Annotated in this window: 1 protein-coding gene; it reads left to right on the top strand. The window is 56.9% G+C overall.

The annotated features are described in order from the left end of the window. Positions 1–798, top strand: a 798-nt coding sequence (locus A9B99_RS17605) for a fumarate hydratase (RefSeq protein ID WP_197499292.1), incomplete at both ends; no start/stop codon positions are given.

The following is a 798-nucleotide window of genomic DNA, read 5'->3' as shown; positions in this document are numbered from 1 at the left end:
CCAGATTGACCTCTACAGCGTGGATGGCGACGAATACAAATTCCTGTGTATCGCCAAAGGCGGCGGTTCAGCCAACAAAACCTATCTGTACCAGGAAACCAAGGCGCTTATCACGCCTGCCAGACTGAAGAACTACCTGGTGGAGAAAATGCGGACTCTGGGTACGGCGGCCTGCCCGCCATACCATATCGCTTTTGTGATTGGTGGTACGTCGGCTGAAAGCACCCTGAAAACCGTGAAACTGGCGTCCACCCGTTATTACGACGGCCTGCCCACAGAAGGCAACGAGCACGGCCAGGCATTCCGCGATGTACAACTGGAACAGGCGCTGATGACCGAAGCGCAGAACCTGGGTCTTGGCGCACAGTTCGGCGGGAAATACTTTGCCCATGATATCCGGGTTATCCGCCTGCCGCGCCACGGGGCATCCTGCCCGGTTGGTATGGGCGTGTCCTGCTCCGCAGACCGTAATGTGAAAGCGAAAATCAACCGCGAAGGCATCTGGATTGAGAAGCTGGAAGATAACCCCGGTCAGTACATTCCGGCAGCGCTGCGCGGCGAAAATGAAGGCGAAGTGGTGAAAGTGGACCTGAACCGCCCGATGAGCGAAATCCTGCAACAGCTGTCGCAGTTCCCGGTGTCCACCCGGCTTTCCCTGAACGGCACCATTATTGTCGGGCGCGACATTGCCCATGCCAGACTGAAAGAGTTGCTGGACAGCGGTGAAGAACTGCCACAGTACATTAAGGACCACCCGATTTATTACGCCGGCCCGGCCAAAACACCGGAAGGGTATGC

The organism is Mangrovibacter phragmitis (genome assembly GCF_001655675.1).
GTDB lineage: Bacteria > Pseudomonadota > Gammaproteobacteria > Enterobacterales > Enterobacteriaceae > Mangrovibacter > Mangrovibacter phragmitis.
Note: the sequence above shows the minus strand (reverse complement) of the source record. Positions and strands in the feature narration are given on the sequence as shown.